We start from the raw sequence: 24,059 nt of genomic DNA on the forward strand, positions 1-24,059 counted from the left end.
CCGTGGACTTCAACCAGGGGGAAAAGTGGCGGGAAACTTCTACGGTGCGGACGTCGCACAGCTACGCCAGCTCGCGAAGGATCTGGCGAAAGGCGCAAGCCGGCTGGAGCAGCTGGGGCAACAGTTGGGCGGCTCCATCGCCTCCAGCCCCTGGAAAGGCAACGACGGCGAGCGTTTCCGCAGCGACTGGAACGGCTCCCACGCGAAGACGCTCAGGGCTGCGGCTGCGGGCATCCACAGCGTATCCAAAGCCCTCCTGCAGAACGCGGAGCAGCAGGACCGGGCCAGCACCGGATCAGCAGGCGGCGGCGCGGGCGGCCCCGGCACCGGCACCGGTGGCAGTTCTCCCACGGACGGCGCCGCCCAGGAACTGACGGACCGGCTCAACGGCATGACGCCTGAGGAACGCGATGCGTACCTGAACAGTGACGAGTTCAGGAACTGGGCGCTTGCCAACCCCGACGCGGCAAAGGCCGCCCTCGACGCAGCTGCCGACTCCGGGCTGATTGACAAGAATTCGCCGGAGTATTCGGCCTTCCTCACTGACTACTGGAACCGGCAGGCCATGCGGGACATGGGGATCGACCCGGCCGACTGGGATACTTCCAAAGGCACCGAGTACAACTGGGAGACCATCAAGAAGGTCTACGATTTCTACGGCCAGGCCTACCTGTCCAACCCGGACCTGCAGTGGGCGGGCATGGCCAACATGATCGGTCCGTCATTTGCCGGCGGATTCAAGGACATGGCCATGATGCGGGACCTCGCCCAGCAGATCGCGGACAACCCGGCGTCGGACATTCCGCTTCCCATGCTGGATCAGATCGAGCAGCTTGCGGGCATGACTGATCAGGAGATCAAATTCTACGAAACCAGCATGCTGGACATGAACAAGGAGATCTTCCTTGACCAGGCCCGGCAGCACCAGGCTTATATGACTGACGGACTGGACGAAATCAACCGGCTCCGGGACTCCGGGGTGATCGATCACCCGACAGCACGCGCCTGGTCACAGATCGACTCCGGCGACCCGGCCCAGGTTCAGGAAGGCAACACTGCCCTCCTCTACCGGGAGCAAAACGAAATCATCGCCGACGACTACGACACCATGCGCAGCCACGCCAGCGGGGAGGCAGTGACGTACATGGTCACTTTGGCTGGCGAACCGTCCATCCCCGGCGCCAGGAGCTACCCGGAAGTGTTCCCCTACAAGTTCAGTGTGGAAAGTCCGGGCCCGGAAAACGTGCCCTTCACCAGCTGGGACAATCCCGCCCAGTTCCGCACGGACTTCACCACCGGCTTCCCGGACGGCAACATCGCCAACGCCGACCAGCGCTGGGCCCTCATCCAGCAGGACACCCTGCCGGCCTACCAGAACCTCCTGGCCACCGACCCCGCGGGAGCCCGGCAAATCATCGGCTCCGACTTCAACGACCGCGTGGACCAATACCGCCCCACCAATAACATTCCGGGAATCATGGACCGCTTCGTCTCCGGCTTCGACGCAGAGGTGCACCAGTGACGCCCGCGCAGCCGACGTTAAAGCAGCCGACGTTAACGAGTCGCCTTGGCCGGCAGGCCGCCGCTCTTGTTGCCCTTGCCTGCTGCCTCGCCCTTACCGGCTGCAAGATCAGCAGCCCCAACGCCACCGAACCGACGTCCCAAGGGAGCACCGTGAGTACCTCCGAATTTTCCACCCTCGACGCCGCCGGCGTGGAGCAGATACGCGCCACCAAGACCGCGCGGCTGGACATGAGTTCGGGCTCCCTGAAGAAGGCGGACGTCCGGGTTGCCGAGGAGAGCTACGGCCCGGAGATCAACACCCGCGACTCGGGAAAGATCGCGCTGACGATCGCCGCACCCAGCGGCGAGATCACCGGCGAAACGGACCGGATCCGTTTCAACACCACGGACAAGCGCCCCGACTTCAGTGAAGTCACCTATTTCCTCACGGCCGATTCAGTGGACCAGTACGTCAGTCTGATCCGCGACGGCGTCCAGCGCTATGGAATCGACGGCGTCTCCGCCGAACGGTGGATTGCCTCCGCGGAAGCGGACCCCGCGAAGAAAAGCGACTTCTCCATCACCCCGGGGACGTCCACCGGGCTGGAGGTCAACTACGACCTCCGGTACGACGGCGCCAAGGACACCCAGGTGATCATCGTCCACGTCAGCCCGGCAGCCTGACTGGCAGGCCCCGGCCCTCGCGAGGGAATCCGGACCCCTAAACCGGCGGGCCGGCGTTCGACTTCAGGTTCTTCATCACCAGCGTTGAAGTCAGCCGCTCCACCCCGGGCAGCGAGGTGAGCTCGGCGTCGTAGAAGCGCTGGTAGGCGGGCAGATCCTCCGCGATCACCTTCAGGAGGTAGTCCGGCGAGCCGAACAGCCGCTGCGCCTCCACGATGTTGGGATTGTCCGCCACCCGGTTCTCGAAGATCTCCATGGTGGGCCGGTCCACCTGCCGCAGCGTCACGAAAACGATCGCCTCAAACCCGAGCCCGACGGCGGCGGGGTCGATGTCCGCGCGGTAGCCCCGGATCACCCCCGACGACTCCAGGTCGCGCAGCCGCCGGTGGCACGGCGCCACCGTGAGTCCCACCTTTGCGGCCAGCGCAGTGGCAGTCATCCGGCCGTCTTCTTGGAGGTGGCGCAAGATATTTCTGTCAATATGGTCAATCACGCAATTATCTTACCGAGTCGCTGCAATTCCGGAGTAAATCAGGGAACACTTGTGGCGGCGTTTTCCCTAGAGTTTCTCCTATCAGCACATCGTAGGAGGCCGCATTGAATCCCCAGTTATTCCTCGCATTCCTGGTGGTTGCCGGCGTCCTTGCCTGCACCCCGGGCGTGGACTGGGCCTACTCCATCGCGGCGGGCCTGAAACAGCGCAGCTTCGTCCCCGCGGTGGCCGGCCTGTGCGGCGGCTATGTCCTGCACACAGTGCTGATGGTGGCGGGACTGGCCGCCTTGCTCGCTGGCCTTCCGGGCGTCCTCGGGTGGCTGACCGTGGCCGGCTCCGCTTACCTGCTGTGGCTGGGCTTCGGCACCATCCGCTCATGGCGCGGCGCCACTTTCAGCACGAGCGAGGCTCCCCAGGCAGAGTCCAACCAGTTCCGTACCTTCCTCCAGGGCGTGGGCACGAGCGGGATCAATCCCAAGGGGCTGCTGTTCTTCGTGGCGCTGGTTCCCCAGTTCGTCAGCCCGGAGGCGTCCCTGCCCGTTCCGGTGCAGTCCGCGCTGCTGGGCCTGACATTCGTCCTGCTGGTGGCTGTCGTGTACACCTGCGTGGCCCTGCTGTCCCGGAAGCTGCTGCACTCGCGGCCCGGGGCCGCCCGGCGGGTAACCCTTGCCAGCGGAATCATCATGGTGGCGCTGGGGTCCGTGCTGCTGTCGGAGCAGCTGATTCCCCTGGCGGCCGGGATCACCTGGCAGTAGCACCCTCCAGTGCCAGGCTAGGCCTTGCGCTCCATGAACCATTCGGTGAAGGCCGTGGCGCGCCCGTCCGGTCCAAGCCGGACTACCCAGAGGTTCTCGTAGCTGGGGCGGTCCCCCAGATACGTGGTGCGTCCCTGGACGAAATGCAGGTCACCGTCTGAGCCGAGCGGCGACCACTCGAAGGTCCATTCGTCTGGCTCGTCTGCCGCCGTCAGCCAGCGTTCCACGATCTGTTCGTGCCCGCGCCACGCATCCGGGTCGTAGGGCCGGGTGGCGTACACGGCGTCCTCCGTGAAGAGTGCCCGGATGTCCTCGGGCTTATTGGTGGTCCACGCCGTAATGTACTTTTCCATCCACTGCTTGATTGCGTCGCTCATTGGTCCGTTGTACCCCGACCCGGCACCGCCTACAAGGGTCCCGCTGCCCGGGGGGGCAGTACCGGCCCGCGGATCATTCCCGGTCCAGCTGTTTCCATTCCTGTTCCCAGAGCCTGCGCTCTTCAACGTCCTTGCGGATGACTTCAAAGGTTTCCAGTTCGGCGGGCTTCCCCCGCAGCCAGTCCCGGGGATTGAGTGATTTCCGCCCGTTGTCCAACAGCAGCAGGGCGCGGTCCGTCAGGGCATCGTTGCGTAACGCAAGATGCGTCTTGCGGCGCCGTAGAACCTCCTTCAGCGCGGACTGGGCTGAAGTGTGGGCCCCGAGCCGCCGCAACGAACGGGCGCGAAGCAGCAGCAGCGCAGCTGCGAGGTCATCGGAATTAAGCAGCCCTTCAGTCCAGACCACCACCTCCTTGTCCCGCCCCAGGGAGTGCGCCAGCGAACAGCGGGCCAGGGCGGCAGGCAGCGACGGCGGCAGCGAGGACACGGTTTGCAGCGCCGCCTCAAGGTGGCCCGTTTCCCGCAGCGAGTGCGAAAGTGCCAGGAACACGGCTTCCTCACTGAACAGCACCGGAACGTCGATGCGTTCGGCTACTTCAACCCGGGTGACCACGCGCGTCAGGTAGCCGGACGCGAACTGGTTGGCGTCGTCGTCGTTCCTGGTGGTGAGGCCCCGCTGCAGCAGCTCCGAGGCGCGCAGGTATCCGCCTTGCTTGTAGGCGAGGAGCCCGGCCATGACGTAGCACAGCCCGGCCCACCCCGGGTAGGCGCGGCCGGCGGCGATCAGCCGGTTGGGGTCGGTGTTGTGGAAGACCGCGTCGTACACCGTCTTGGCAGCCTTCCCCGGGAGCCGCTTGAGCCTGGGGACGGGGCCGTCCACGCTAAGGAGAGCACCGTTCCGGCCGCCCAGGGCGGTGTGCAGGATCCCGCCGACACCGTCGGCGAGGTCACGCACCGGCGTGCGGACCTGCGCGACGCCGAACGGGGTGAGGTCTCGGCTGTCGCGGTAAATCGGTCCTGAGGTCTGTCCGGCGCTCATGCTTCCATGCTAGTGGTGCACGCTTGGCAGCCGCTGGGAGCCTAACTGACGGCGGCCACCCAGACACCGATAATCCAGGTGCTCGCGGCGAGGCAGGCCAGGCCAAACTCCACCAGCATGCCCACGCCGGTGGCTTTCAGGGCTGCCCAGCTGGTGGTCATGGCGGTCCGGAAGTCACGCGTGCGGTGTGATTCGCTGAGCAGCAGGCCGGCAGCGAACCCCACAAAGAGCCCCACCACCGGGATGAGGAACATGCCCACCACTCCAAAGACAAGCCCGGTCACCACGCTGCGGCTGGGGATGCGATGCTCCCTGAGTTTCCGTCCCGTGAGCACGGCACTGGCAGCCATTCCCGCCAGCACGAAGGCCAGGCCCACCCCGAACACCACCCACCCGGCTGTTCCGGCGCCACCCCAGATGGCCCAGGCCAGCAGGCTGAGTCCAATGAGGATGCTGCCCGGCAGCACGGGGATAACGGTGCCGGCCACGCCCACAACGATGGCAAGGCCGCAGAGGACGGTCACGAGGATCTCGGGGTTCATGCCCCCAGTCTAGGGTTGCCTGCGGCGGGCAGCGCCCGGCGGCTGCTTTCGAAAACGACGACGGCGGCGCCTCCCCAGCACGGGAGGCACCGCCGTCGAACTTCATGGCGGAGGATGCTCCGCTGTTACTCCGCCTCGACCGCCGCGGCCACGGCGGCGGAAACGGCCGGTGCGACTCGCGGATCCAGCGGGCTGGGCACGATGTAGTCGGCGGACAGCTCTGCTTCGGCCAGTTCAGCGATGGCGCGGGCGGCGGCAAGCTTCATGGCGGGCGTGATCCGGCGGGCGCCGGCGTCCAGCGCTCCGCGGAAGATTCCCGGGAAGGCCAGCACGTTGTTGATCTGGTTGGGGAAGTCGCTGCGTCCCGTGGCCACAACGGCGGCGTAGCGTGAGGCGACCTCCGGCAGGACTTCGGGATCCGGGTTGGAAAGGGCGAACACGATGGAGCTGTGGTTCATGAGCTTCAGGTGCTCCTCGTCCAGCTTCGAGGAAGAGACGCCGATGAACACATCGGCTCCGAGCAGCGCCTCGCCGGGGCCGCCGGTGATTCCGCGCGGGTTGCTGCGCTGCGCCATCTGGCCCTTCTTGCTGGCGGGGTCGGCTGCGATGTCCGCGCGGTCCTTGTTGATGACGCCGCGTGAATCGAGCAGGACGACGTCCTGGATGCCGGCGGTGAGCAGGATTTCCGCGACAGCGATGCCCGCGGCACCTGCACCGGAAACCACAACGCGGAGTCCTTCGAGTTCGCGGCCGGTCACCTTCGCTGCGCCGGTCAGCGCGGCGAGGGCCACGACGGCGGTGCCGTGCTGGTCATCGTGCATGACGGGGCAGTCCAGGGCTTCGATGAGCTTTTCCTCAAGCTCGAAGCAGCGCGGGGCGGAGATGTCCTCAAGGTTCACGGCGCCAAAGCTGGGGCGCAGGCGTACCAGGGTCTCAACGATCTCGTCCACGTCGGTGGTGTTCAGTACCAGCGGTATGGAGTCCAGGTCACCGAAGGCCTTGAAGAGCGCGGACTTGCCTTCCATGACGGGAAGCGACGCGCTGGGGCCGATGTTGCCGAGGCCCAGCACGGCGGTGCCGTCGCTGACCACAACCACCAGACGCTGGGCCCAGGTAAGGGTCTTGGCGAGCTCGGGTTCGCCGTGGATGGCGCGGCTGACCTGGGCGACACCCGGAGTGTAGGCAATGGAAAGATCGCGCTTGCTGGACAGCGGAACCGTGCTGGAGATGGACAGCTTGCCGCCCTGGTGGGCTTCGAAGATCTCCTGGTCGGTCAGCACGGTTGCCTCCTCGGAGGAACTGGCGGAGCTGTCAGCGGGAGTGATTGTTTCAGTGGACACGTCGTTGTCTCCTGGGGCTAGCCGTGGGCACACGGCACATGAAGGCTCAAGCACATAGGAGGCTCAAGGTGGGCTGGCTGGAAATTCTGCGGCCCAAGGGATGGTGGGGCCGCGGTGAAGCTCCTGCAAGGTACGGGCTGCTAGCCGCTCCGGTTCTGCAATGGTAAACAGACGCGCGGCGGCAGAATGGACACTGGGCCGACCACCCGGCATGATAAAACGTTTATTCACACTTCCAGGTGAGCTACGTCACTTAAATTTGCCGTCATGAATGCCTTGGTGGTCTAGACCGGTTACGCCTGCGCTAGCAGCGGGCGAGGAGCGAACACGCTTTTTTCAGGTCCTCTTCGGCCCCGAACAGTGACAGCCTGCGGCAGCGGACTGCCTGCACCAGGCCGGAGACGGTCAGCAGCAGAACGCGGGATTTGGCGGCGTCACCGGTTGCCGCCGTGACGGCCTGCTCTGCGATCACGTCGATCTCGCGCAGGAGAACCGTGGTGTCCTTGTCCTTTGCGTAGACGCACTGGCTCAGGCATTGCTCCACGGCTGGCTGCATCAGCCGCATGTGGAAGATTTCCATCATCACGCCCGCAACGGAATGGACACGGCCTCCGCCGGATTCCGGCCAACTTCCCACCTGCAGCTCTCCTAGCTGCTTCCGGTAGAGGCCCAGCATCAGGTGGGTGGGGGAAGGAAAGTACCGGTACAGGGTTCCCAGCGGAACATTGGCTTTCGCGGACACCTCGGACAGGCTCACGGAGTCCAGCCCTTTCCGCGCGAATCCTGCGGCGGCATCCAGGATCCGGGCGTAGCGGATCTGTTGTCTGGGCAGGGTCGGCGGCGACGCCATGGGGGGAAGATCTGGATTGAGTTCAAGCATCAGCAGCGTTCCGGGAGTGGGTTTCGTATAGCGGTCAGGCGATCCCCATCACAGCACTGCCGCAGCAATTCGAGTCCACTATACGGCACCGGTCATGGCGCCGATTAGTCAAAACGGTGGGCTCCGAAGCCGCCGCGGTGCGCCGTTTTCAGTCCACGCCTTTGATCTTCACCACGAACACAGCGCCCAGCAATCCGATCACTGCGGCGGCGACGTACAGCGAAACGTAGCCGCCCCACAGCGTGACGAACGGGAATGCAATGAGGGGTGCCAGGACCTGCGGCAGCGAATTGGCAATGTTAATGACGCCGAGGTCCTTGCCGCGGTCCAGGGCGCTGGGCAGAACCTGGGTGATGAGGGCGAAGTCCACTGCCAGGTAGGCGCCGAAGCCGATTCCCAGGACCGTAGCGCCCGCTATGGCGCCCGCCCAGTTGGGAGCAAATGCGAGGATCAGCGACGCGACGGCGATGATCACAGACGAGGCGATAACCAGCGGCTTCCGTTTGCCCATGCGGTCGCTGAGCGGACCGCCGATCACGCTGGTGACGATCACCATCACCGCGTACAGGCCGGTAAGGATCAGCACGCCGAAGGCGGGCTCGATCCCTTGCGTCTCCTTCAGGTGCACTGCATCCGTCAGGAAGAACAGCAGGTACAGGGTGACCATGTGGTTGCCGATGTTCACCAGCAGTCGGGTCAACCAGGCCCAGGCGAAGTCCGGATAGAGGAGGGGCGAGATCCAGAAACCCCTGGCAAAACCGGCCAGGCTGAATGGCGGGCGTGCCTCCGCGGGCAGCGGCACGTCGTCGCTCTTGAAGAAATACAGTGCCACGCCGGCAATCAGCGCTCCCGCGCACACCAGGTACCCCACCCCGAAGTTCCCGCTGACGACGGCGGCGATCACCGCGCCGATCAGGATTCCCACCGTCTGCCCCATCGCGGCGAGCCCGCCGACGGCACCTCGCTGAGGCACCGGCACACGGTCCGGGATCGCGGCGGTAATGGCGGCGTAGGCGCCATTACAGCCTGCCTGGACCAGGCACCAGAGGATGGTCATGACAGCCACGTTCGGAGCGCCGGCCAGGGCAATGAGTGCGGCTGCGCCAAGAACAGCCCCGAACACAACCCACGGCACCCGGCGGCCCAGCCGTGATGTGGTGCGGTCACTGAAGGCGCCGAAGAGCGGGTTGGCCACCAGGGAGACAGCGGCTCCGGCGCCGGTGACGAGCGCCAGAATGGCTTCCTTGTCACCTTCGCTGAAGTGCGCGGCCTGCTGGCCGAGCAGAACCTGGATGGGGCCGAAGAAAGCCGCGTTGATTCCCACATTCACCAGCACCACGCCGGTGGTCCAGAGCGGACGGACGCGCCGCTCCGGTTCGGCGAGCGCCGCCGTCGGGCTTCCCGCTTGCGGCGAGGCCACAGCGGAGGGGTCCGGGACGTGCCCCGGCAGATCTGACAGGCTCATGGCGGCTCCCCCGGGAACTGATGATTGGTGTCCGATCAGACTATCGTGAGCATCACGGCCCGCATGCGGGTTGTGATGCCCCCCCGATAAGCCGATTCCAAGGAGGACCAATGACCGCTTCCGCAGCCACCCCGGAAACCCCCGACAACGAAGGCATCCCCGAGAGCCGCAGAATCAACACTGCCGACCTTTATGACGAACGGGGCGAGGAACTCGATTCCATCGCGCTGCAGTTCCAGTCGCTGGGCGGCCTCTCGCACTTCAGCGGGCCGGTCCGCACCATCCGGTGCCTGGAGGACAACGCCCTGGTTAAGTCCACGCTCGGAACCCCGGGCGACGGCGCCGTGCTGGTGGTGGACGGTGCCGGTTCCCTGCGGACGGCGCTCATGGGGGACATGATCGCCGCGAGCGCCGTCGCAAACGGCTGGGCCGGCGTCGTCATCAACGGCGCCATCCGGGACCGCGAGGTCCTGGCCGACCTGCCGCTCGGCGTCAAGGCGCTCGGCAGCAATCCGCGCAAGAGCTCCAAAACCGGCGCAGGCGAAACGGAAGTGGATCTGGAGATCGACGGCGTCACGGTGCGCCCGGGCGCCATGATGTGGTGTGATCCGGACGGCATCCTGGTGGAACGCCAAGGTTAATTCTTCATTTCGCAGCGGCTTCGCAGGATAAAGGGAACAAATCGCAAAGTAAGATAGTTACTGAAAGCAACTATCAAGCTTGATTCCCTTTTCTTTGTAATGGAGCAGTCATGTCCAAAACCGCCGCCGGGCCCGTAGCCGGGGACGTCCTGACGAAGCGTCAGACCATCACAGTGATGGTGGGTCTCATGCTCGGCATGTTCCTGTCCTCGCTGGACCAGACAATCGTGTCCACGTCGATCTACACCATCGCCAACGACCTCGACGGGCTCTCCCTGCAGGCCTGGGCCACCACCGCGTACCTCATCACCTCCACGGTGAGCACACCGCTGTACGGCAAGCTCAGCGACATCTTCGGACGCCGGCCGCTCTACCTGGCCGCCATCGTAATTTTCCTGGCGGGTTCGCTGTATGCCGGTTCGGTGCACTCCATGACCGAACTGGCCATCGCACGCGGCATCCAGGGCATGGGCGCCGGCGGCCTGCTGGCCCTCGCGCTGACCATCATCGGCGACATTGTGGCCCTCAAGGACCGGGCCAAGTTCCAGGGCTACTTCATGTCCGTCTTCGGCATCTCCTCGGTCCTCGGCCCCGTGGTGGGCGGCGCCTTCGCCGGGTCCGCGAACATCCTGGGCTTTGACGGCTGGCGCTGGGTGTTCTTCATCAACCTGCCCATCGGGCTGGCCGCACTGGCCGTCGTCTTCCTCTACCTGCACCTGCCCGCCAAACACGTCAAGCAGAAGATCGACTACTGGGGCGCCGCGGCCATCACGCTGGCCATCGTTCCGCTGCTCCTCGTAGCCGAACAGGGCCGCAGCTGGGGCTGGACCTCGGCGGCGTCCCTCCTGTGCATAGGACTGGGCATGGTGGGCATCATCGCGTTCCTGCTGGCCGAGAAGCGCGCCGGCGATTACGCTCTGATTCCGCTCCGGCTCTTCCGGAACCTCACGTTCGGCCTGTCCTCATTGCTGAACTTCATCATCGGCATCGGCATGTTCGGCGCCATCGCGATGCTCCCGATGTACCTCCAGCTGGTCAAGGGCCTCACCCCCACCGAGGCCGGCCTGATGATGATCACCTTCACCGTGGGCATCCTCACCGGTTCCATCACCGCCGGACGGACCATCTCGGCGTCGGGCACCTACCGGATCTTCCCCATCATGGGCACTGCTGTTCTCACCGCGGCCGCCACCGTGATGGGCTTCTCGCTGGGCGTCGACACCGCGCTCTGGGTGCCGGGCCTCATCGCGGTCTTCTTCGGCCTGGGCCTGGGCTTCTGCATGCAGCCCCTCACGCTGGCCATGCAGGTGTCCGTTCCGCCGAAGGACATGGGCGTGGGCACCTCCTCCGCGGCGTTCTTCCGGTCCATGGGCGGCGCCGTGGGCACCGCGGTCTTCATTTCCATGCTGTTCAGCCTGGCCGCGGACCGCATCGCCACCGGCATGAAGGATGCCATGCAGAACGCCGACTACCTGAAGGTCCTGAAGGACCCCTCCGTGGCCGCCGACCCCGCCAACGCCAAGCTGTACGAGTTCTTCAAGAACGGCGCCACCAACGACTCCCTCAACGACACCAGCTGGCTACACACGGCCAACCCCGTGCTCACCCGCCCCATCACCGAGGGCTTCGCACAGTCGATCGACGCCGTGATGCTCACTGCAGCCGTGCTGACCGGGGTTGCCTTCCTGATCAGTTTCGCGCTGCCGAAGAAGAAGCTGACGGACCCGAAGACGGCTTCAAAGGAAGCGGTGGCGGCCCACTAAGCCCGTCCACCGTTCCTGCGCATGCCACGGGAGGCGGCCTTCCGGGCCGCCTCCCGTGTTGTTTCCTTCGTCCACCCGCCCTAAGTGGAACCTCACAGCGTGAAGTGGCACACTGTTTAGCGCGTGTGCGCCGGCCAACAGGGCCGGTTCCGTGGTCAACGATGTCCGCACAGCTAAAAACCCAACGCATCAAAAAGCCCAAGGGAGATCCATGTCCACATCCAGCACCGAAGGCCGCCCTGGCGTTCCCCGCAAGGTGATCGGCCTCGCAATCGCGGGAGCGGTGGGCGGGTTCCTCTTCGGCTTTGATTCCTCCGTAGTCAACGGCGCGGTGGACGCCATCAAGGACGAATTTGCCTTGAGCGAGGCCGTCACCGGCTTCGCCGTGGCCGTGGCCCTCCTGGGCTGCGCTGCCGGCGCCTTCCTCGCGGGCAAGGTGGCCGACAAGTACGGCCGCATCCCCGCCATGAAGCTCGGCGCCATCCTGTTCCTGGTGAGCGCCGCCGGCACCGGCTTCGCGTTCGGCGTCTGGGACCTGATCTTCTGGCGCCTGGTGGGCGGCCTCGGCATCGGCCTGGCCTCCGTCATTGCCCCTGCGTACATCTCGGAGATCTCGCCGCGGCATGTGCGCGGCCGGCTCGCGTCGCTGCAGCAGTTGGCCATCACCACCGGTATTTTCGCCGCCCTCCTCTCCGACGCGCTGTTCGCCAACTCGGCAGGCGGCGCGGACCAGCCGCTCTGGCTCGGACTCGAGGCCTGGCGCTGGATGTTCCTCGCCGGTGCCGTCCCCGCCGTCGTGTACGGCTGGATCGCCTACACCCTGCCGGAATCCCCGCGCTTCCTGGTCTTCAAGGGCAAGGAGGACGAGGCACGCAAGGTGTTCCAAACCATCGCCCCGGCAGAGGACACCGACCGCCATATCCGCGAAATCCAGTCCGCCATCGAGGAAGACAAACTCGCAGGCCAGAAGGGCTCACTCCGCGGGAAGGTCTTCGGCCTCCAGGCCGTGGTGTGGATCGGCATCACGCTCTCCGTGCTGCAGCAGTTCGTGGGCATCAACGTGATCTTCTACTACTCCACCACCCTGTGGAAGGCCGTGGGCTTCCAGGAGAAGGACTCGCTCACGATTTCGGTGGCCACGTCCGTCACCAACATCCTGGTCACCCTCGTAGCCATCGCACTTGTGGACCGCATCGGACGGCGCCCCATCCTGCTGGCAGGCTCCGTGGGCATGGCCGTTTCGCTGGGGGCCATGGCCCTGGCCTTCGCCTCGGCAACCGGGTCCGGTGAGCAGATTTCACTGCCCGGCGCCTGGGGTCCGGTTGCCCTCGTGGCCGCTAACGTCTTCGTGGTCAGCTTCGGCGCCTCGTGGGGCCCGCTGGTATGGGTGCTCCTCGGCGAAATCTTCCCGTCCCGGATCCGCGCCCGCGCACTGGGCCTCGCCGCGGCTGCCCAGTGGATCGCCAACTTCGCCATCACCCTGAGCTTCCCCGTGATGGCGGCAGCTTCACTGCCCCTGACGTACGCCATGTACGCGCTGTTCGCGGCGGCGTCGTTCTTCTTCGTGATGTTCAAGGTTCCGGAGACCAACGGGATGTCCCTGGAACAGGCGGAGACGCTGTTCGTCCCGAAGGGCACCGTCAAGGTCTAGCCGACGCTCTCTCACTTTTGGACCGAAAGACACATACGCTCTCTCACCCCGGCACGGCAGGTGAGAGAGCGTTTGTGGCAAACCGGCAGGAAGTGAGAGAGGGTCGTTCGGACTAGACCACGTGGGGTTCGTGGGCCGCCAGGAAGCGGCGTCCGCCAAAGGCAATCGCGATGGCAACCACCATGGCCAGGGCGCCGGCGAAGAACGGAACCTGCGGGCCGAAGTGCTCACCCAGCTGGGCGGCCGCGAACGGTGCCAGGGCGCCGCCCATCCAGCGCACGAAGTTGTAGCCGGCTGACGCCACCGGCCGCGGCGAGTCGGAGACGCCCATGGCCAGTTCCGTGTACACCGTGTTGTTGATGCCCAGCAGCGCACCTGAAACCACCACCAGTACGACGACGGCGGGAACCGAGTGCCCGGCGGCCAGCCCCAGCCCTGCCAGGTCCAGCATCAGGACGGCCAGCGTGCCGGTGAGCACTCTGGTGGCGCCGAACCGGTTCTGCAGCACAGGCGCCACAAAGACCGAGAAGACCGCGACGGCCACGCCCCAGCCGAAAAACACCCCGCCGATGCCGTAAGCGTCCATGCCGAGGATGAACGGCGTGAAAGCCAGGATGGTGAAAAAGCCGTAGTTGTAGAACAGGCCGCTGGCCGCCGTCGTCCGCAGCCCCTTGTGGCCCAAGGCGAGCAGCGGGTCGCGGAGCCTGACCTTCCGCTCCGGCAGCGGGGTGGTGGGGAGCAGCGCGATGAGGGCGATAAAGGCCGCTGCCATGAGCACGGCGGTGCCGAAGAACGGTGCCCGCCACTGCCAGCCGCCCAGCAGGGCACCCAGGAGCGGGCCGAGGGAGATGCCCAGGCCGAGTGCCGCCTCATAAAGGATGATCGCCGTGCCGGCGCCCCCGCTGGCCACTCCCACAATGACGGCCAGGGCGGTGGCTACGAAGAGCGCGTTGCCCAGGCCCCACCCGGCGCGGAAGCCGATCAGTTCACCCACGCTGCCTGACATTCCGGACAGCGAGGCGAAGACCACGATCACCGCCAGTCCGATCAGCAGGGTCTTCTTGCCGCCGATGCGGGACGACACAAAGCCGGTGATCAGCATGGCCACCGCCGTGACCAGGAAATAGCTCGTGAACAGCAGGGACACCTGGCTTGGGGTGGCGTCCAGGTTCTTGGCGATCGCCGGGAGGATCGGATCCACCAGCCCGATCCCCATGAACGCGAACACCGCAGCGAGGGCCGTGGCCCACACCGCCTTGGGCTGCTTGAGCAAGGAGGCCTTCTCGGCTTCCAGGGTTTCTTCTACTGCTGGCCGCGTGGCGGCGAGCTGGCCTTCCATGAAGGGCACTCCTAGGTTGTGGGTATTAGTTGTGAAGGGTTCCATTGATCTTTTCGATCACCGGGAGCGCGGCGGCGAGGGCCTGCCGGTCATCATCGGTGAGGGTTTCGAGGATTCCGGCCATGACGGCATTGCGCCGCTCATTGGCAGAGTCGACGGCGGCACGGCCTTCCGCGGTCAGCACAACCCGCACAGCGCGCGAATCGTCCGGATCGGGGTCGCGGCGCACGAGGCCGGCCTTCTCGAGCTTGATGATCTGCTCGGTGGCGCTGGGCACCCGGACGCCCAGGTTCCTGGCTATTTCGCCGACCCGGACGCCGTCGCCAAGCAGCATCTTGAGCGTGCCGAGCTGCGCGGCGCTGAGCTCGCCCTCCGCGTCGAGGCGGCGGACCAGGTAGACGCTGTGGCGGAGCGCTTCCCGGAAATCCTGGGCGAGGGTCTGCAGCGCGACGGGCGCGGACTGAACGTTGTTCATAGTTAGGTAGCCTAACAGTTAGGGTACCTAAAAATCAACCAAACGCTCTCTTACTTTTCGCACGAAAAGGCCAAACGCTCTCTCCCTTCGGGCCGCCTCACGGGGCGTCAAAGCGTGAGCTTCATGCCTTCATGGCTGGCTGCGAAGCCGAGACGTTCGTAGAAGCGGTGGGCATCTCTGCGGGACTTGTGGGTGGTCAGCTGCATCAGCGAGCACCCCCGACGGCGGGACTCGTCGGCTGCCCACGTAACCATGGCGGCTCCGATCCCAAGGCCACGCAACTGGGCAGACACCCTCACGGCTTCGATTTGGCTGCGCCAGGACCCCCGCCGGGAGAGGCCCGGAATGAAGCTCAGCTGGAACGTGGCCACAACCGGGCCGGCCGGCTTCCCCTGCACGAGGAGCTCGCCGACGACCAGAAGGTGGCAAGGATCGGCGTCGATCGCTTCGAAGGCACGCTGATACGGTGCCATGTCCGAGGTGTCCTCGCGGCTCGCACCCAACCGGTCGTCAGCCAGCAGCTCCAGGATCAGGGGGAGGTCCGCCCGCGTCGCGCGGCGGAGGCGGAGAATGCCGCCGTCGACGTCGAGGGTCAGCAGGGCGGGCTGGTCCGGGAGTGCGGGCTGGTTGAATCGCTCGGAGGTCACGCGACCAGCCTGCCACAGACGCTCTCTCACTTCCGACGCCAAAAACACAGACGCCCTCTCACCCGGCCAGGCGGTGGACCAGTTCAGGGTGAGAGAGCGTCTATGAAAAAGCGGGAGGAAGTGAGAGAGCGTCGGCTGGGGAGGCCCTAGGCCTTAACCTCCGCCTTGACCTCTTCCACCAGCGCCTCGACGGCGGCAAAGAGCGGATGCCCGGGCGTCAGGCCGGTCACCTTCTCCGTGGTCTCGGCGGCCGTGGACGACGCCACGATCTGCGCCAGCTCGGCGGCCTCGGCGTCGGCGGGATCATTGAATCGCAGGGCAGCGGCAATGGCTCCCAGAAGCGCCTCCGGCACGATTCCGCGTTCGGCCAGCTCCGCCGCCGGGCCGATGAACCGCTCGTGCCGGCTGAGCTTGCGGAGCGGTGCCCTGCCCACCCGGTTGACGGTGTCCGGGAGGTGCGGGTTGGTGAAGCGGCTCAGGATCTTCTCCACGTAGGCTTCCTGCTCCTCGCGGTTGAAGCCGTGCTTGTGGATCAGCAACTCCTTGGTCTCGTCCAGGACAGCGCGCACATCCGCAGCCACATCCTGGTCCGCCATGGCCTCGGAGATCTTGCTTAGCCCCGCCTCGAACCCGAAGTACGCAGCGGCGGCGTGCCCGGTGTTCACGGTGAACAGCTTCCGTTCGATGTACGGCTCCAGGTTGTCCACAAACGTGGCGCCCGGGATGACCGGCACATTGTCCCCGAAGGGCGTCCGGTCAATGACCCACTCGTAGAACGTCTCCACCGTGACATCCAGGCCCTTGCCCGGCTCCTGGTTGGGGACGATCCGGTCCACGGCCGTGTTGGCGAACACGGCCGCGGCCTCGAGCGGTCCCGTAGCAGGGTCCCACTGCGCTGCCACTTCATCCCGCAGGATGTCCGTGGCGTTGATGGCGTTCTCACACGCCATCACCTGCAGCGGGGCCAGCCCGGCGGCCCTCGCGGCGATGCCCTTGGCAATCACGGGGGCCACGAACTTGAGGATGTGCGGCCCCACCGCCGTGGTGACGACGTCCGCCGTCGCGATTTCCGCCACCACGTCCGCTTCCTGGGTCGCGGAGTTGAGCGCCCGGAAGTTATCCACGGTCCGGACCGTGGGGTTATCCCCCACCTCGTGGACGTCGTAGCTGTCCGCGGCGGCGAGCTGAGAGATCAGCTCCTCCGCGACGTCGGCAAACACGAGCTCGTAGCCTGCCTGGTGCAGCAGCAGTCCCACAAAGCCGCGGCCGATGTTCCCGGCTCCAAAATGGACAGCCTTCACTATGCGTTGACCTTTCCGAACAGTTCCAGCACTTCGTCAACCGTGGTGGCCGCCTCGAGCTGTGCCACCTGGGCCTTGTTGGTGAACACCTTCGCGATGGAGGACAGGATCTGCAGGTGCTCGTTGTTGATGCCGGCCACGCCCACCACAAACTTGACCTCTTTGCCGTTCCAGTCGATGCCGTTCGGGTAACGGATCACGGACACGGCGGACTTCATGATGTGGTCCTTGGCGGCGTTGGTGCCGTGCGGAATGGCCAGGAAGCTCCCCATGTACGTGGACACGGATTCCTCGCGTTCGTGCATGGCATCGATGTAGCCGCTGTCCACGGCGCCGCGGTCCAGCAGCAGCCGGCCCGCTTCGTCGATTGCGGCGTCGCGGGTGGTGGCCGTGCCATTGAGCACAACGCTGTCAGCCACCAGGATGTCCGACGGCGTTGCGGCTTCGGCAGCTGACGGGGCTGCAGTCGCCACTGGCGCCGCAGCGGCAGCGGGAGCAGCGGCGCCGGCCGTTCCTTCGGTGTTGCTGCTCTTGACCAGCTCCACGATCTCGTCATAGCGCGGGCTGTTCATGAAGTTGTCCACGGATACGTGCACGGCGCTGCCCGTGGCGGGTTTGGCCCGCTCGGTCAGGTCCTGGTGGGTGATGACCACATCGTAGGTGTCGCTCAGGTTCGCAATGGCGGAGTTGGTGACCTTGACGTCGGGGAAGCCGGCCGCCTTGATCTTGTTCCGCAGAACCGAAGCGCCCATGGCGCTTGAGCCCATGCCGGCGTCGCAGGCAAACACGATGTTCTTGATGGGGCCAGCCATAACGGCCGTCGTTGCTCCCGCGCCGGTCAGGGTGGAGGAGATGGAGCTCTTTTTGCCCTTCATGGACTCCATCCGGGAGGTGGCGGCGCTCAGGCTGTCCTCCTCGGTTTCGCCCACGGGGGTCTTGCTGGACTTCAGGATCACCGAAGCGATCAGGAAGGACACCGTGGCGGCGAGCAGCACGGACAGCGCGACTCCGAAGTAGCTGTCGCTGGCGGTCGCGGCGAAGACGGCGATGATGCTGCCCGGGGCGGCCGGGGAGCGCAGGCCTGCGCCGGTGAGCACCAGGGTGAAGATGCCCGTCATCCCGCCTCCGATTGCGGCCAGGATGATGATGGGCTTCATCAGTACGAACGGGAAGTAGATTTCGTGGATACCGCCAACAAACTGGATCAGGGCGGCGCCGGGGGCTGACGCCTTGGCCAGGCCCTTGCCGAAGATCATGTACGCAAGCAGGATGCCCACGCCGGGACCCGGGTTGGCTTCGAGCAGGAACAGGATGGATTTTCCGTTTTGCAGTGCCTGTTCCGTACCCAGCGGCGTCAGGATGCCATGGTTCACGGCGTTGTTCAGGAACAGTACCTTGGCCGGCTCGATGAAGATGCTGGTGAACGGCAGCAAGCCGTTGTTGACCAGGAATTCGACGACGGAACTGGCGCCGTTGCTGAAGGCCTTCACCACCGGGCCGATCACCAGCATGCCCACGATGGCCATGGCTGCTGCCACGATGCCTGCGGTGAAGTTGTCGATCAGCATCTCGAAGCCCGGCTTGACCCGGCCTTCCCAGATCTTGTCCAGCTTCTTCATGATCCATGCGGTCAGCGGGCCCATAATCATGGCGCCGATGAACATGGGGATGTCCGTACCGACGATCACGCCCATGGTTGCGGCCGCGCCGACAACGCCGCCACGGACGCCGTGGACCATGCGGCCGCCGGTGTAGCCGATCAGGAGCGGAAGCAGGAAGGTGATCATCGGGCCAACGAGCTTGGCCAGTTCCTCATTGGGAGTAAAGCCCGCCGGAATGAAGAAGGCCGTGATGATGCCCCAGGCGATGAAAGCGCCGATGTTGGGCATGATCATTCCGGACAGGAACGTCCCGAATTTCTGGACGCCAACCCGCAGGCTGGTGCGGGGTTTTGCAACTGTCTCTGTTGCCATGTGATTTCCTAACCGTGATTCCTGCTGCACCGCAGGATGGTCCGATATTTTCGACGACTAGCTGGTGGAACTTGTGGAGATCCGGTGGAGCCATTCGAGAAAGAGCTTGAGTTCCGAGCTGGAGAGCTGATCCGAGTGCGACGCCTGGAGCGCGGCGTTCAAGGCGATTGCCGCCACCACCACCGACGATTTCCCGGATGTTTCCGGTCCGGCGCCACTGGCCTGCTCCGCGGAGACTGCGAAAATCATGGCGTCGCGGGTCATAGTGGACAATTCAAGGTTGCGTTCTGCGGCAGGTTCCGCGATCAGCATGAGCGTCACTCCCACGTTCGCCGCCAGGATGCTCCTGGCCGCTTCCCGCGGTTGGACGTTCAACTGCCCCGCCACAGCAGCTTTGTTCAGCATTTCCTCCATGAGGGCCTCGGCATCGGCAACGATGGCTGGACGGCTCTCAGGGCGAATGTTGCCAAACATGACCAGATACAGTTCCGGCTGGTTCAGTCCGAACTGAACGTGGTTGTCCCACATCCGCCGGATGTCTTCCAGTGGATGCCCGGAGGGCGCAAAGTCGCGTTCGCCGGCCACATATTCTTCGAAACCCGCCGCGACGACGGCGTCGAACAGCCCTTCCTTGTCACCGAAGTGGTGATAGAGGGTGGGAGCGGAAACACCTGCCAGCTGGGTGATCTGGCGGGTGGAAACGGCCGCGCCCCCTGATTTGGCCAGCAACTCGGCTGCCGCACGCAACAACCTCATTTTGGGCGGTAGCTGGCCATCGAAACTCATAACCGCTACCCTATCACCTATAGCACCGCTATATGAACTGCATCACATACAATTTTTTCAGGCACCGCAAAGCCGTCGGACGTAGCCGTCGCGACGGTCCGGGCAATCGCCCGGGCAACGAATGGCGGGGCCTGCTTACGGCAGAGAACGAGGACCTTCAGTGCAGAACTTCCCAGGAGTAGGCGTCAGCCCCGGCCGGATCATCGGCAGCATCCGCCAAATGCCCAAGCCCATCAGCGAACCGCCGGCAGGCGAACAACTGCCGGCCGGAGTCACGGCCGAGGACGCGACCGCCGCCCTCAAGTCGGCGTCCCAGGCTGTGCACGACGAACTGAAGGCCCGTGCCGCCCACGCGACGGGCGACGGCAAGGCTGTCCTGGAAGCCACGGCACTGATGGCCAAGGACACCATGCTGATCAAGGGCGCGGCCAAGCTCGTTGCCCGAGGCGTCTCGAGTGAGCGCGCCATCTGGGAGTCCGGCTCCTCCGTCTCGGAAATGCTTCACAACCTGGGCGGCTACATGGCCGAGCGCGCCACGGACGTCCTGGACGTGCGCGCACGGATCGTCGCCGAGCTGCGGGGCGTGCCCGCCCCCGGCATCCCCGCCTCCAACACGCCGTTCGTCCTGGTGGCCGAGGACCTGGCCCCCGCCGACACCGCCACCCTGGACCCGAACAAGGTCCTGGCGCTCGTCACGGCAGGCGGCGGCCCCCAGTCCCACACTGCCATCATCGCCCGCTCCCTCGGCCTTCCTGCCGTCGTCGCCGCAGTAGGCGTGGACGAGCTCCCGGACGGCACCGAGGTCTATGTGGACGGCGCCGCCGGCACCGTCACGTCCGAGCCCGACCAATCCTTGCGTGCCGCAGCGGACGCATGGGCGGCCACAGCTTCCCTGCTGGCCGAGTTCAGCGGCACGGGCGCGACGGCGGACGGCCACCTGGTGCCTCTCCTCGCCAACGTAGGCGGCGGCAAGGATGCCGAGGCGGCCGCGAAGCTCGGCGCCCAGGGCGTGGGACTGTTCCGTACCGAATTCTGTTTCCTGGAACGGGACACCGAGCCCACCGTGGAAGAACAGGCAGCAGCCTACAAGAGCGTCTTTGATGCCTTCCCGGGCAAGAAGGTGGTGCTGCGGACGCTCGATGCCGGCGCCGACAAGCCGCTCCCCTTCCTGACCGACTCCACCGAGCCCAACCCCGCACTGGGCGTCCGCGGCTACCGCACGGACTTCACCACGCCGGGCGTGCTGGACCGCCAGCTGGAAGCAATCGCCCTGGCCGAGAAGCAGTCCGAAGCGGACGTGTGGGTCATGGCCCCGATGATCTCCACGGCGGAAGAGGCCGCCCGCTTCGCCTCCATGTGCGCCGATGCCGGGATCAAAACCCCGGGCGTGATGGTGGAGGTCCCCTCTGCCGCGCTGACGGCCGAGGCCATCCTTCGGGAAGTGGAATTCGCCAGCCTGGGAACCAACGACCTCACGCAGTACGCCATGGCAGCCGACCGCCAACTCGGCCCCTTGGCCGCGCTGAACACGCCCTGGCAGCCCGCCGTGCTGCGCCTCGTCGGCCTCACCGTTGAGGGCTCGCGCGCAGAAGGTCACAACAAACCCGTGGGCGTCTGCGGCGAGGCTGCCGCGGATCCGGCCCTCGCCGTCGTGCTGACCGGGCTGGGCGTCACCACACTGTCCATGACCGCACGCTCCCTTGCGGCCGTGGCCGCCGTGCTCAAGACCGTCACGCTGGCCGAAGCGCAGGACCTGGCCAAATTGGCGCTGTCCGCACCGAGTGCCACTGAAGCCCGGGCCTGGGTGCGCGAGAAGCTGCCCGTGCTCGCCGAACTCGGCCTCTAAAAGCCGCCCACCGACAATCCATCAGGAGAAGCAATGCCCGAACGTACCGCAACCATCGCCAGCCGCTCAGGCCTCCACGCCCGCCCTGCCGCGCTGTTCGCCGAAGCGGCCGGCAATGCCGGCGTTGACGTCACCATTTCCATGCAGGGCGAGCCTGCGGAGGAAGCACTCGATGCCGCCAGCATCCTTTCGCTGATGACGCTGGGGGCCGCCAAGGGAGACGTCGTGGTGCTGCGGGCCGACGGCGACGGCGCCGACCAGGCACTGGATGCTCTGGTCACCCTCCTGGAGACGGACCTCGACGCCGAATAGCGGCGTCGGTACCGGATCATCGATACCGGCCGGGTCACGCCGGGGGCGCTAGGATTTCCGCATGGCACTGATTGCTCCCCGCGTGACCGCCGGGCTTCCCGGCGATGAAGCCCTGAATCTGAAGCGTGCCCTCGACGGCAGCCATGACATCACCGTGTTTGTGGACGGCACGGTCCACCGGTTGCCGCCGCAGGCGCGCGACGCCGTCGTGGATCTCCTGAGCCGTTTCAGCCGTGGCGAAGCGGTGACGGTCAGCAGCGTTGAGGAAATGCTGACCACCTCCCAGGCCGCGGACCTCGCCGGGATCTCGCACACGTACCTTCGCAATATGACGGACCGCGGCGAAATTCCGGTGGAGTACCGCGGCACGCACCGTCGGATCCGGCTGGCGGCCATCATGGAGTGGCTGGAGACGCAGAAGAAGACCAAGGCGGCCGGCAGCAGCGACGAGCCGCTTTGATGTAGCGCCGGATGCGATTTGTGAAGCAGTGATAAGGATCAAGCAACGATCCCCGCTTACCGCCGAAACGCCGCAAAGGCCGGGGTTACCCTTTATTTGTGGGTAAGTTCAGAGGGTGGCACATTGTGGCGGGATTCGCCGCCATGCTGCTGACTGCCGCCCTCGGAACGGCCATGGGCCTGAACAACACCGCCGCTTTTATGGCCAGCTGCGTGGCGTTTGTTGCCGTCTCCAAGGGCCTGGAAAGCCACCTCGCCCGCCGCCGGCGCGAAGCTGCCGTCCGCCTCCTCGAGCAAAGCCAGTCCCGGACGTCGGTCGAGGACCGCTGACGCATCTGGCCATGGATGGCCATTGACATGAGGCGGCACCGCTCCCCAGACTTGTTAGCGATAACACTTTGCCGATGGCCCCCTTGGTCCGGCGCGAAAGGGATGCAATGCGCACTGTCAGCGAACTGCCCGGGCTAAGCGGCAGCACAGGAGCCGGAAGTTCCGCTCCGGAATTGAACTGGGCCGGTAACTACCGCTACACGGCCGCTTCGATCCACCGTCCGCGCACCCTCGAGGAAGTCCAGGGGGTGGTGGCCGGCGCCTCGAAAATCCGCGCCCTGGGCTCCCGGCACTCGTTCAATGCCATCGCAGACTCCCCCGGATCGCTGGTCTCGCTTGAAGACCTGGACCCCGGCATCCGCATCGATGCCGCCACTCGTACCGTCACTGTCTCCGGCGGCACCCGCTACGGCACCCTGGCGGAGCAGCTGGAATCTGCCGGCTTCGCATTGTCCAACCTTGCTTCCCTCCCGCATATCTCCGTGGCCGGAGCCATCGCAACCGCAACCCACGGGTCCGGCGATGCCAACGGCAACCTGGCAACCTCGGTTGCCGCACTGGAACTCGTAGCAGCGGACGGAACCGTCCACCGCCTCAACCGCGGCAGCTCGCCCGGCTTTGACGGCGCCGTCGTCGGGCTTGGCGCCCTGGGCGTCGTCACCAAGGTGACGCTGGACATCGAGCCCACCTTCACGGTGCGGCAGGACGTCTTCGAAGCCCTTCCGTGGGACACGGTTCTGGGAAATTTCGACGCCGTCACCTCCAGTGCTTACAGCGTCAGCCTGTTCACGGACTGGAGCGGGGACGACGTGGCGCAGGCCTGGCTCAAGAGCCGCCTATCCGGCTCGGCCGCCAGTTCCGATGCCGGTTCGACCCTGGCTGGCGAGGCCTTCGCCGCCGGCACGTTCTTCGGCGGGACGCGGGCGGGGGTCGCCCGGCACCCCCTGCCCGGAGTCTCGGCCGAAAACTGCACCGAACAGCTCGGGGTTCCGGGGTCCTGGTCCGAGCGGCTGGCGCACTTCCGCATGGCCTTCACCCCCAGCAGCGGCGAGGAACTGCAGAGCGAGTTCTTCGTCCGCCGCGAACATGCCGTGGCCGCCATCGGGGAGCTCCGCGCCCTCTCGGACCGCATCACCCCGTTGCTGCTTGTCTCGGAAATCCGCACCGTGGCGGCGGACAAGCTCTGGCTGAGCACCGCTTACGGACAGGATTCGGTGGGGTTCCATTTCACCTGGAAGCAGCGGCAGGATGAGGTGGAGAAGGTCCTCCCCGTCATGGAGGAGGCCCTGGCGCCATTCAACGCCCGGCCCCACTGGGGCAAGCTGTTCCATGCCGGCGCCGATGCCGTGGCCGAGCTGTACCCGCGCTTTTCCGACTTCAAAGACCTTGCCGAACGGATGGATCCGGAGCACAAATTCCGCAATGAGTTCCTGGCCCGGAAGGTCTTCGGAAACTAGG

The 24,059-nt window shown here is 65.7% G+C and carries 24 protein-coding genes; 11 read left to right on the forward strand and 13 right to left on the reverse strand.

Going from position 1 to position 24,059, the window contains the following annotated elements:
• Window positions 1-25 precede the first annotated feature (25 nt).
• Both JOE41_RS10280 and JOE41_RS10285 read left to right on the forward strand, forming a co-directional pair.
• Window positions 26-1,522, forward strand: coding sequence for a WXG100 family type VII secretion target (locus JOE41_RS10280; protein WP_209752279.1), 1,497 nt, complete (start codon window positions 26-28; stop codon window positions 1,520-1,522).
• Window positions 1,519-2,187: a hypothetical protein gene (locus tag JOE41_RS10285; RefSeq protein ID WP_011693811.1), complete on the forward strand. Its 669-nt coding sequence runs from the start codon at window positions 1,519-1,521 to the stop codon at window positions 2,185-2,187. The genes JOE41_RS10280 and JOE41_RS10285 overlap by 4 nt, the downstream gene beginning before the upstream one ends.
• A gap of 37 nt (window positions 2,188-2,224) precedes the next feature.
• Here JOE41_RS10285 and JOE41_RS10290 read toward each other — a convergent pair whose 3' ends face one another.
• On the reverse strand, window positions 2,225-2,680 hold the full coding sequence (locus JOE41_RS10290; RefSeq protein ID WP_011693812.1) for an Lrp/AsnC family transcriptional regulator: 456 nt from the start codon (window positions 2,678-2,680) through the stop codon (window positions 2,225-2,227).
• A 104-nt stretch (window positions 2,681-2,784) separates the two neighbouring features.
• On the opposite strand from JOE41_RS10290, the gene JOE41_RS10295 reads away from it, so the two are divergent.
• Window positions 2,785-3,435, forward strand: a complete 651-nt coding sequence (locus tag JOE41_RS10295; RefSeq protein ID WP_011693813.1) for a LysE family translocator — start codon at window positions 2,785-2,787, stop codon at window positions 3,433-3,435.
• A 17-nt stretch (window positions 3,436-3,452) separates the two neighbouring features.
• Here the strand turns inward: JOE41_RS10295 and JOE41_RS10300 are convergent, their stop codons facing one another.
• From JOE41_RS10300 to JOE41_RS10325, 6 genes are all read right to left on the reverse strand, one after another.
• Window positions 3,453-3,812 (reverse strand): nuclear transport factor 2 family protein, encoded by a 360-nt coding sequence (locus JOE41_RS10300; protein WP_209752280.1) that lies wholly within the window; start codon window positions 3,810-3,812, stop codon window positions 3,453-3,455.
• A gap of 73 nt (window positions 3,813-3,885) precedes the next feature.
• Entirely contained in the window at window positions 3,886-4,851 is a 966-nt protein-coding gene (locus JOE41_RS10305) for a hypothetical protein (RefSeq protein ID WP_209752281.1), read from the reverse strand.
• A gap of 41 nt (window positions 4,852-4,892) precedes the next feature.
• On the reverse strand, window positions 4,893-5,393 hold the full coding sequence (locus JOE41_RS10310; RefSeq protein WP_011693816.1) for a DUF456 domain-containing protein: 501 nt from the start codon (window positions 5,391-5,393) through the stop codon (window positions 4,893-4,895).
• A gap of 125 nt (window positions 5,394-5,518) precedes the next feature.
• Window positions 5,519-6,733, reverse strand: a complete 1,215-nt coding sequence (locus JOE41_RS10315) for an NADP-dependent malic enzyme (RefSeq protein WP_011693817.1) — start codon at window positions 6,731-6,733, stop codon at window positions 5,519-5,521.
• A 304-nt stretch (window positions 6,734-7,037) separates the two neighbouring features.
• Window positions 7,038-7,583 (reverse strand): TetR/AcrR family transcriptional regulator, encoded by a 546-nt coding sequence (locus tag JOE41_RS10320; protein WP_232223561.1) that lies wholly within the window; start codon window positions 7,581-7,583, stop codon window positions 7,038-7,040.
• 178 nt (window positions 7,584-7,761) lie between these two features.
• Window positions 7,762-9,078: an MFS transporter gene (locus tag JOE41_RS10325; RefSeq protein WP_011693819.1), complete on the reverse strand. Its 1,317-nt coding sequence runs from the start codon at window positions 9,076-9,078 to the stop codon at window positions 7,762-7,764.
• Between the two features lie 110 nt (window positions 9,079-9,188).
• On the opposite strand from JOE41_RS10325, the gene rraA reads away from it, so the two are divergent.
• From rraA to JOE41_RS10340, 3 genes are all read left to right on the forward strand, one after another.
• On the forward strand, window positions 9,189-9,719 hold the full coding sequence (gene rraA, locus JOE41_RS10330) for a ribonuclease E activity regulator RraA (protein ID WP_209752282.1): 531 nt from the start codon (window positions 9,189-9,191) through the stop codon (window positions 9,717-9,719).
• Window positions 9,720-9,829: 110 nt separating this feature from the next.
• Window positions 9,830-11,482 (forward strand): MDR family MFS transporter, encoded by a 1,653-nt coding sequence (locus tag JOE41_RS10335; protein ID WP_209752283.1) that lies wholly within the window; start codon window positions 9,830-9,832, stop codon window positions 11,480-11,482.
• Between the two features lie 211 nt (window positions 11,483-11,693).
• Entirely contained in the window at window positions 11,694-13,133 is a 1,440-nt protein-coding gene (locus tag JOE41_RS10340; RefSeq protein ID WP_209752284.1) for a sugar porter family MFS transporter, read from the forward strand.
• A gap of 112 nt (window positions 13,134-13,245) precedes the next feature.
• Here JOE41_RS10340 and JOE41_RS10345 read toward each other — a convergent pair whose 3' ends face one another.
• The 6 genes from JOE41_RS10345 to JOE41_RS10370 all read right to left on the reverse strand — a co-directional run bounded on the left by JOE41_RS10345 (window position 13,246) and on the right by JOE41_RS10370 (window position 19,654).
• Window positions 13,246-14,472, reverse strand: coding sequence for an MFS transporter (locus tag JOE41_RS10345; protein ID WP_209752285.1), 1,227 nt, complete (start codon window positions 14,470-14,472; stop codon window positions 13,246-13,248).
• Window positions 14,473-14,497: 25 nt separating this feature from the next.
• The gene (locus JOE41_RS10350; protein ID WP_209752286.1) at window positions 14,498-14,947 is read right to left on the reverse strand and encodes a MarR family winged helix-turn-helix transcriptional regulator; all 450 of its coding nucleotides are present in this window, start codon (window positions 14,945-14,947) and stop codon (window positions 14,498-14,500) included.
• Window positions 14,948-15,054: 107 nt separating this feature from the next.
• On the reverse strand, window positions 15,055-15,594 hold the full coding sequence (locus tag JOE41_RS10355) for an N-acetyltransferase family protein (protein ID WP_374068701.1): 540 nt from the start codon (window positions 15,592-15,594) through the stop codon (window positions 15,055-15,057).
• Window positions 15,595-15,740: 146 nt separating this feature from the next.
• The gene (locus JOE41_RS10360; RefSeq protein WP_209752287.1) at window positions 15,741-16,895 is read right to left on the reverse strand and encodes a mannitol-1-phosphate 5-dehydrogenase; all 1,155 of its coding nucleotides are present in this window, start codon (window positions 16,893-16,895) and stop codon (window positions 15,741-15,743) included.
• A complete protein-coding gene (locus JOE41_RS10365; protein ID WP_011693827.1) occupies window positions 16,895-18,868 on the reverse strand; it encodes a PTS mannitol transporter subunit IICBA in 1,974 nt (657 codons plus the stop codon). Before JOE41_RS10365 ends, JOE41_RS10360 begins: the two co-directional genes overlap by 1 nt.
• A 57-nt stretch (window positions 18,869-18,925) precedes the next feature.
• Entirely contained in the window at window positions 18,926-19,654 is a 729-nt protein-coding gene (locus JOE41_RS10370) for a TetR/AcrR family transcriptional regulator (RefSeq protein ID WP_209752288.1), read from the reverse strand.
• A gap of 160 nt (window positions 19,655-19,814) precedes the next feature.
• On the opposite strand from JOE41_RS10370, the gene ptsP reads away from it, so the two are divergent.
• The 5 genes from ptsP to JOE41_RS10395 all read left to right on the forward strand — a co-directional run bounded on the left by ptsP (window position 19,815) and on the right by JOE41_RS10395 (window position 24,058).
• Window positions 19,815-21,500, forward strand: a complete 1,686-nt coding sequence (gene ptsP / locus JOE41_RS10375) for a phosphoenolpyruvate--protein phosphotransferase (protein WP_209752289.1) — start codon at window positions 19,815-19,817, stop codon at window positions 21,498-21,500.
• Window positions 21,501-21,533: 33 nt separating this feature from the next.
• Window positions 21,534-21,812: an HPr family phosphocarrier protein gene (locus tag JOE41_RS10380; protein WP_011693830.1), complete on the forward strand. Its 279-nt coding sequence runs from the start codon at window positions 21,534-21,536 to the stop codon at window positions 21,810-21,812.
• A 61-nt stretch (window positions 21,813-21,873) separates the two neighbouring features.
• Window positions 21,874-22,272, forward strand: a complete 399-nt coding sequence (locus JOE41_RS10385) for a helix-turn-helix domain-containing protein (protein ID WP_011693831.1) — start codon at window positions 21,874-21,876, stop codon at window positions 22,270-22,272.
• 98 nt (window positions 22,273-22,370) lie between these two features.
• Window positions 22,371-22,601: a hypothetical protein gene (locus tag JOE41_RS10390; RefSeq protein ID WP_011693832.1), complete on the forward strand. Its 231-nt coding sequence runs from the start codon at window positions 22,371-22,373 to the stop codon at window positions 22,599-22,601.
• A 107-nt stretch (window positions 22,602-22,708) separates the two neighbouring features.
• A complete protein-coding gene (locus tag JOE41_RS10395) occupies window positions 22,709-24,058 on the forward strand; it encodes a D-arabinono-1,4-lactone oxidase (RefSeq protein ID WP_245200692.1) in 1,350 nt (449 codons plus the stop codon).
• Window position 24,059 lies beyond the last annotated feature (1 nt).

The organism is Arthrobacter sp. PvP103, from assembly GCF_017833075.1.
In the GTDB taxonomy this organism is placed as follows: Bacteria; Actinomycetota; Actinomycetes; order Actinomycetales; family Micrococcaceae; genus Arthrobacter.